The organism is gamma proteobacterium SS-5, assembly GCA_009497875.2.
Classification (GTDB): domain Bacteria; phylum Pseudomonadota; class Gammaproteobacteria; order Chromatiales; family Chromatiaceae; genus Magnetovirga; species Magnetovirga frankeli.
The window spans coordinates 3,722,501-3,729,461 of record CP032508.2; the positions used below are offsets into that span (position 1 = coordinate 3,722,501).

General features: G+C 63.1%; 7 protein-coding genes and 1 tRNA gene (1 of these 8 only partly in view). 2 read left to right on the forward strand and 6 right to left on the reverse strand.

The window, feature by feature from the left end; genetic code table 11:
* The 6 genes from pdxA to D5125_05340 form a co-directional block, all read right to left on the reverse strand.
* Positions 1-149: the 5' end (the start) of a 4-hydroxythreonine-4-phosphate dehydrogenase PdxA gene (gene pdxA, locus D5125_05315; GenBank protein ID QFY88938.1), read on the reverse strand. The gene continues 838 nt to the left of window position 1, outside the view; the window shows 149 of its 987 coding nt (coding positions 1-149); its start codon is at positions 147-149; its stop codon lies off the left edge, out of view.
* 184 nt (positions 150-333) lie between these two features.
* Positions 334-1,635: a peptidylprolyl isomerase gene (locus D5125_05320; GenBank protein ID QFY88939.1), complete on the reverse strand. Its 1,302-nt coding sequence runs from the start codon at positions 1,633-1,635 to the stop codon at positions 334-336.
* A 266-nt stretch (positions 1,636-1,901) separates the two neighbouring features.
* Positions 1,902-4,184 (reverse strand): LPS assembly protein LptD, encoded by a 2,283-nt coding sequence (gene lptD / locus D5125_05325; protein QFY88940.2) that lies wholly within the window; start codon positions 4,182-4,184, stop codon positions 1,902-1,904.
* 370 nt (positions 4,185-4,554) lie between these two features.
* Positions 4,555-5,070 (reverse strand): HD domain-containing protein, encoded by a 516-nt coding sequence (locus D5125_05330; protein ID QFY88941.2) that lies wholly within the window; start codon positions 5,068-5,070, stop codon positions 4,555-4,557.
* Complete coding sequence (locus tag D5125_05335; protein QFY88942.2) at positions 5,046-5,573, reverse strand: response regulator; 528 nt, start codon at positions 5,571-5,573, stop codon at positions 5,046-5,048. Before D5125_05335 ends, D5125_05330 begins: the two co-directional genes overlap by 25 nt.
* Positions 5,574-5,738: 165 nt before the next feature.
* Positions 5,739-5,825: transfer RNA gene (locus tag D5125_05340), tRNA-Leu, on the reverse strand.
* A gap of 164 nt (positions 5,826-5,989) precedes the next feature.
* Between D5125_05340 and arsC the strand changes: the two genes are divergently transcribed.
* Both arsC and wrbA read left to right on the forward strand, forming a co-directional pair.
* Complete coding sequence (arsC, locus tag D5125_05345) at positions 5,990-6,343, forward strand: arsenate reductase (glutaredoxin) (protein QFY88943.1); 354 nt, start codon at positions 5,990-5,992, stop codon at positions 6,341-6,343.
* A complete protein-coding gene (gene wrbA / locus D5125_05350; GenBank protein ID QFY88944.1) occupies positions 6,340-6,945 on the forward strand; it encodes an NAD(P)H:quinone oxidoreductase in 606 nt (201 codons plus the stop codon). Before arsC ends, wrbA begins: the two co-directional genes overlap by 4 nt.
* Positions 6,946-6,961: the final 16 nt, after the last annotated feature.

The window sequence follows — 6,961 nt, forward strand, 5'->3', positions numbered from 1 at the left end:
AGCAGCTCGGCGCGCTGGCGCAGCATGTCCGGATCGGCCAGCGCCACCAGACGCTGGGGGCGCGCCTCGCAGGCCAGCTGCAGGCAGAGGTCCGGGCCGATACCGGCCGGCTCGCCCGGGGTCAATAGCAAAGACGTGGTGGTGGACATTTGGGTGGGGCTTTGGGTTACTGTGAAACAACATTAGGGTTCGCCGCCCATCCTGGGGGCTCCAAGCGGCTGGCTCGGAGGTGTAGCGTCGCGGGATAGGTGTGGCCATGCTCAGCGGCAACCCCGGATTCCATTTCATTATCCGAGCACCAATTCAGAATTTTCGGGCTCAGCGCCCCCAGGCTCAATCCAGCTCGGGCCGGTTGAGGCGGATTTCGATGTAGGCCTCGTCGCGCAGGCGGCGCAGGTATTGCTGGATCGCCTCCTGCCCCTTGCGTTGTTTGATGGCGGCGCTGGCCTGGTTACGGCGCTGGTCGTCGGTGCTGTCGTAATCACGCCGCTCCTGCACCTGGATCAGGTGCCAGCCCATCTGGGTCTTGAACGGCTGACTGACCTCCTTGGGCTGCAGGGCGTCCATCTGCTGGCGAAACTCCGGCAGCACGTCATTGGCGCTAAGCCAGCCCAGCTCACCGCCCTTGATCGCCGAGGCTGTGTCCTGGGAGTGGGCGCGGGCCAGGGCGGCAAAGTCATCGCCGCCGACGATGCGGCTACGCAGTTGCTCCAGCCGGGTGCGGGCGTCCAGGTCCGAGGTGAGTTCGTTGGTGCGGATCAGGATGTGGCGCACCTGGGTCTGGTTGATCAGCTTGCGCTGGGTCTCGCCCTTGCGGTTGAGCAGCTTGACCACATGGTAGCCACCGCTGCCACGGATCGGCTCGCTGACCTGGCCGACCTTGAGCAGGGGCACCTTGTCGGCGATGGCACCGGGCAGTTCGGTGCGCTTCTTCCAGCCCAGATCGCCCCCCTCCAGGGCATTGTCCGCCGAGGAGTTGCGCATCGCCAGCTGGGCAAAGTCGGCCCCCTCGCGCAGCTGTTTGACCAGGCCTGCTGCCTGCTCCCGTGCCTTGACCAGCTCGCTGGACTCGGCCCCGGTCGGCACCGGGATGAGGATATGACCCACCCGATAGCTGATCTTGGCATCCCCCAGCCGGGCCTCCTGGCTGAGGAAGGCGTTGATCTCCTGCTCGGAGACCTGGATCTTGCTCAGTACCTGCTGGCTGTGCAGGCGGTTGAGCAGAAATTCCTCTTCTATGCCCTGCTTGAACAGCTTGTAGCTGATGCCCTCGCGCTCCAGGGCGCTGCGGAACTGGCCTATGCTCAGGCCATTGCGCTGGGCGATGCCATTGATCGCCTTGGCCACCAGGCCCTCGTCCACGGCGATGCCGGCGCGCTGGGCGGCGGCCAGCTGCAGACGGCGCACAATGAGCTGGTCGAGCACCTTTTGCTCTATCACCTCACGCGGCGGCAGCTTGACCCCAGGGCGGCGGTTCTGCAGCAGGATCTGCTTGATCTTGGCCTCCAGCTCGCTGCGCATGACCAGATCGTCGTCCACCACGGCGACTATGCTGTCCACCTTGCCGTAGCTGGCGGCAAGGCCCAAGCCAGACAGCGCTAACAAAAACAAACCCAATATCAAACGCAAATTCATGATTCAGCCTTAACCCGGCAAAGCCGGAAGCAAGAAAGGACGCAGAGTACGCCAAGAAGCGCGGAGATCGCAGAGTTGTAGAGATATTCTTGTGAGATAACAACTCCCCTCCCCATCAGGGAGTGAGGGCTGGGTGAGGGGCTCAATGGCCTGAGTCGTTACCCCGTGAGAAGAAGAATTCAACTCTTTGCGTGCTCTGCGCTTCTCTGCGTCCTCTGCGTCCTGAAATTTTTGACATTCTACTCAGACGTTCATGGGCAAGGAACTCATAACCCGGCCCTGTAGCCCAGCACGCCCTCTTCGATCTCCCGGTCGGCGCTGTGGCCGATGGAGCCCAGGCCCTTGAGTTCCAACTGCAGGAAGACGCCGGTGGTGGTCTCGTCGTCGTTGACGTAATTGCGGCCGATGAAGCGGAATGCCCAGCAGCAGTCGTTGTATTCGATGCCGGCGAAGCGGTCCAGGGTCATTTCATCCTGCAGGGAGTAGTTCCAGCGGCCCACCAGGTTCCACTTGCTGTTCATCGGCAGGTGGAAGGAGGTATCCACCTGCTCCTGATCGTAAGCGGTATCCAGGGGGTTGTCTTCATAACGGTAGGCCAGGTTGAAGATGCGCCGCTGCTCATCCTTGTAGTGCAGCTGGGCGGCGCCCTTTTCCGCCTTGCTGCGCTCGTCGTCCCACTGCAGATAGAGCCTCGCGGCCAGCTGCGGGGTGATCTGGGAATTAAGCTCGCCCACCAGGGCCGACTGGCTTGCGGTTTCCACCGGCTGGCCGGGCAGCTGTACCCGCCGGTCCTCGAAATAGAAGGTCTGGCCCAGGCTGGCGCTGAGGTATTCCTGGCCGCTGTCGCTGGCAAACAGCCTTGTGGTCAGGGCCGCGGTGAGCTGGTTGGCATCGGCCTGACGGTCGGCGCCGACGAAGCGATTGTCGCGAAACAGGCTATCAAAGCTCATGCCGTACTCGGCGGTATCGAACAGCACCGGCTGGTCGGACTGGTCCTCATAGGGCACGTTCAGATAGAACAGGCGCGGCTCCAGGGTCTGCACCGCATCGCGGCCAAACCAGCGGGCCTCGCGCTCGAACACCAACCCGGTATCCAGGCTAAACAGGGGCAGGGTCCAGCCCGGATCGGTAATGGCGCCGGGGGCGGCATCTTCCAGCTCATAGCGGGTGTGGCGCAGGCTCAGCTTGGGGATGAAATGACCCCAGGGGCGCAGCAGCGGGTAGCTGATACCGGGCATCAGGTCCAGGCGCTGACCATCCAGGGTGCCGCTGCGAGCAAAGGCCACGTATTCCGCCTTGAGGTGCAGGTTCAGGCCGCTGTTGCTGGGCAGCTCGGCGTTGAGCAGGAACTGCGGCAGACGGTTGTAGGGTTCTTGAAAGGGAGTGAAATTGGGATCAACTGTCTGAAAGCCCTGCACCCGGCTGGTGAGGTTCCAGTAATCGCCGTAGTAGATGGCCTCGGCGGTGCGCTCCAGATGCACTAGGCTGGTGGCCCCCAGATTGGAACCGAAATCGCTCAGGTAATCGTCATCCGAGACCCAGTCGGCATGGATGCGCCCGGCCCAGCGCGGTGCCGGGTTGGACCAGTGGCGCAGGCTGAAGGCGGCGCGATCGGCATCCAGGCCCAGGCCCGGCTTGTCGTCATGCAGGTACTCGGCGCGGATCTCATTGCGCGACCAGGTATTGATGTGGCGCAACTCGCCGCCCAGCATCAGGCCACGCTCAGTCATGTAGCGAGGGGTGAGTGTGGCGTCGTAGTTGGGGGCCAGGTTGAGGTAATAGGGGGTACTGATATCCAGGCCCGTATCACTGTTGTTGGAGAGGCTCGGCAACAGAAAACCGGACTTGCGCCGGTCATCGATGGGAAAGCTCAGATAGGGGGTATAGAAGATGGGCACGCCCTTGAAACGTACCTTGGCATGGCGCGCCACGCCCACCCCCTCGGCCTCGTCCAGGTCCACCCGCTCGGCCTGCAGCTCCCAGTCTTGATTGCCGGGGCGGCAGGTGGTGTAGCTGACCTGACGGAAGCGGCGTCGGTCCTTGTCCAGGAACTGGGCCTCGGCCGCCGCGCCACGGGCACCGGCCTTGGGCAGGCGATAGGCGTGAATGTTGCTGATGCTGCCACGATCCTCGTTGAGAAAGAACTCGGCCGCGTCGGCGGACAGGCGCAGGTCCCGATCACGGTAGAACAGATCCCCCTTGAGCCGCAGCCGGTCGTGGCGCTGGTCGTAGCTAGCCCAGTCGGCGGCAAGGAAGCTATCGCCGCTGGTGACGCTGACATCCCCGGCAAACAGGCTCAGCTGCCGCTCCTGGTGAAACTCCATGGCATCGGCGTCGATCAGGGTCTGCTCCGCCACCAGCGTCGGCGGCAGGGCATAGGCGTACAGCTTACCGGCCTGGGGGCCGCAGCGCTGCCAATCCAGGCCCTCATCCAGCCGCAGCGCCCGCCCCTGCAAACCGCCATCACTGTGCACCGCCAGGGCGGTCAGGCTCAGCAACAGGCTGAACAGGACCAGCAGCAAGGCGTCGGTGAGACGGGGTAAAGGCAAGGAAACAAGCATCGGCGCAGGGCAACTCGGGGTGCAAACCTAGGGCTTGCAAAGGTCTCACATTCTTTGATTTTCTTCAACAGAAACAGACGCTTATATCGATTAAATCAAATTAACTAGCGGGCCTAACAGAATGATTTCTATGGTTTCTTGCCGGGAAAATTTTGGCTAGGGCTCGGGGCTCGGGGCTCGGGGCTCGGGGCTCGGGGCTCGGGGCTCGGGGCTCGGGGCTCGGGGCTCGGGGCTCGGGAGGCTTCGCCTCCCTTTACTGACCGCTGACAGCCATGTCGTCAACCTAGCAAGAAGCGCTGGCTGAGCGAAGCGGTGTCCTGAGCCTAGCCGAAGGGCTGAAGCCAGCTGGCCGCTGCCCTCAATCCGCCAACTCCTGCATGACCTGGACAAAGGCATCAAAGTGCTGCAACAGGTAGCGGCTCAGGTCCGGATCGAAATGGCTCCCGGCCTGGCTCTGGATGAACTGACTGACTTGGGCCGCCGACCAAGGGTCCTTGTAGGGTCGCGCCGTCATCAGGGCATCGAACACATCGGCCAGGGCGACGATGCGCCCCTCGATGGGGATGGCGTGGCCCTTCAGCCCCCTCGGATAACCGCTGCCATCCCAGTGTTCATGGTGGCAATGGGCAATGCTGGCGGCCAGGCACAACAGCTCGGAGTCATGGCCGTAATCACCCAACAGCTTCAGGCCCTTCTCCGTATGGGTATCCATGATCCGACGCTCCTCAGTGCTCAGCTCGCCCTGCTTGTGCAGGATGCTGTCGGGGATGCCAATCTTGCCGATGTCGTGCAGGGGCGCGGCCTTTTCGATCATGAAGCACAGCTCTGCCGGCAGCCCCGCACCCTTGGCTAACAGGCGACTGAAGCGCCCCACCCGCACCACATGCCGCCCGGTCTCCTGACACGCATGTCACCGGCCAGGGCGAGCAGATAGACCAGCTGATCATTGGCCTTGTCCAGCTCCTTGGTGCGCCGCGCCACCTCGCGCTCCAGCTCCTGGGCATAACGCGCCTGGGCCTTGAGGGAGCGCTGCACGCGCAGCAGGTTGCGCACCCGCAAGATCACCTCCAGCTGGTCGAAGGGCTTGTCGATGAAATCGTTGGCCCCACAGCGCAGGGCCTTGTGGCGCACCTCGCGGTTGTGCAGGCCGGTAATCACCAAAATAGCGAAGGGCAGTTGTTCGCCAAAGCGGGCCTTGAGCTGCTCCATCACCTCAAAACCGGACAGATGGGGCATTTCAATATCCAGCAGCAGCAGATCGATGGCACCGTTGATCTGATACAGATAGGTCATCAGCCTTCGGGGATCGGTGAGGGCATGACCTGGTTTGATGCCCTCATCCTCCAACAACTTGCTCAGGATCGAAACATTGGTCACAGAGTCATCGCAAATGACTACACGACAAGCGCCAAGCTCGACATCTTCCATATCTACCTCCCTAGAAAGCTCAAGGCCGCAAGTATAGCCAAGACGCAAGATGACAGAAAGCGCCTATTCTTGCCTTTACCCGAGAGTATGAGGGTAGGTAGCTGAATTATCTGATGGTGCGGCCAGCCGGGGTCGAACCGGCACGGGGTCACCCCCGAGGGATTTTAAGTCCCTTGCGTCTACCAATTTCGCCATGGCCGCTGTTGACCTCTGCCCCTGGGGCGCTCCGGTCGATGGCCATTGTAGCCCAAGCCTTGGGCTGCGCGCAGCGGCGGATGGATTTTGCTGCGCAGGACATGCCCCGACCGATCTATGCCGGTACAATGGCTGAGCTAGCCCATTGTCTGATTGAATAGGAAACCACCATGAGCCTAGAGATCTACCACAACCCCCGTTGCAGCAAGTCGCGCCAGGCCCTGGCCCTGCTGGAGGGGCAGGGCTTGGAGCCGCAGATCATCAACTACCTGGATAGCCCGCCGGATGCGGCCAGGCTGGAGCAGATCCTCGATCTGCTGCGGATGCAGCCACGGGATTTGATGCGCAAGGGCGAGAGCGAGTACAAAGACCTGAACCTGGCCGACCCCGATCTGAGCCGCGAGGAGCTGATCGCCGCCATGGTCGCGCATCCCCGGCTGATCGAGCGGCCCATTGTCATCCGTGATGACCAGGCCGCTCGGCTGGGCCGCCCGCCGGAGCAGGTGCTGGAGCTGTTCGCATGAGTTACGTCCTGGTGCTCTATTACAGCCGTCATGGCTCCACCCGCGCCATGGCCCGGCAGATTGCCCTGGGCATAGAGTCCGCTGGCCTGGAGGCGCGGCTGCGCAGCGTGCCCGAGGTGTCAGCGGTTTGCGAGGCGGTAGCCCCGAAGGTACCCGATGCAGGCGCGCCCTATGCCAGCGAGGACGACCTGCGCCACTGCGCCGGGCTGGCCCTGGGCAGCCCGACCCGGTTTGGCAACATGGCCGCGCCGCTGAAGCATTTCATCGACGGCACCTCGCCCCTGTGGCTGTCTGGCGCCCTGATCGGCAAGCCCGCGGCGGTGTTTGGCTCTACCTCCAGCCTGCACGGCGGTCAGGAAAGCACCCTGCTGAGCATGATGCTGCCCCTGCTGCATCAGGGCATGATCGTGCTCGGCCTGCCCTACAGCGAGGCGGACCTGCTCAGTACCCGCAGCGGCGGCACCCCCTACGGTGCCAGTCATTTGGCCGGGCCGGACAGCGACCTGCCGTTGAGCGAAGAGGAGACCCGTCTCTGTCGCGCCCTGGGCAAGCGTCTGGCGCAGACCGCCACCCAGCTGGCCGCCACCACGCCCTCTGCCTGAGTCGGAGCCCTCTGCC

Bases quoted from the DNA above. Each gene is read 5' to 3' on its own strand.
- D5125_05320 (QFY88939.1), bottom strand. From the start codon at position 1,635: ATGAATTTGCGTTTGATATTGGGTTTGTTTTTGTTAGCGCTGTCTGGC.
- arsC (QFY88943.1), top strand. From the start codon at position 5,990: ATGAGCCTAGAGATCTACCACAACCCCCGTTGCAGCAAGTCGCGCCAG.
- wrbA (QFY88944.1), top strand. From the start codon at position 6,340: ATGAGTTACGTCCTGGTGCTCTATTACAGCCGTCATGGCTCCACCCGC.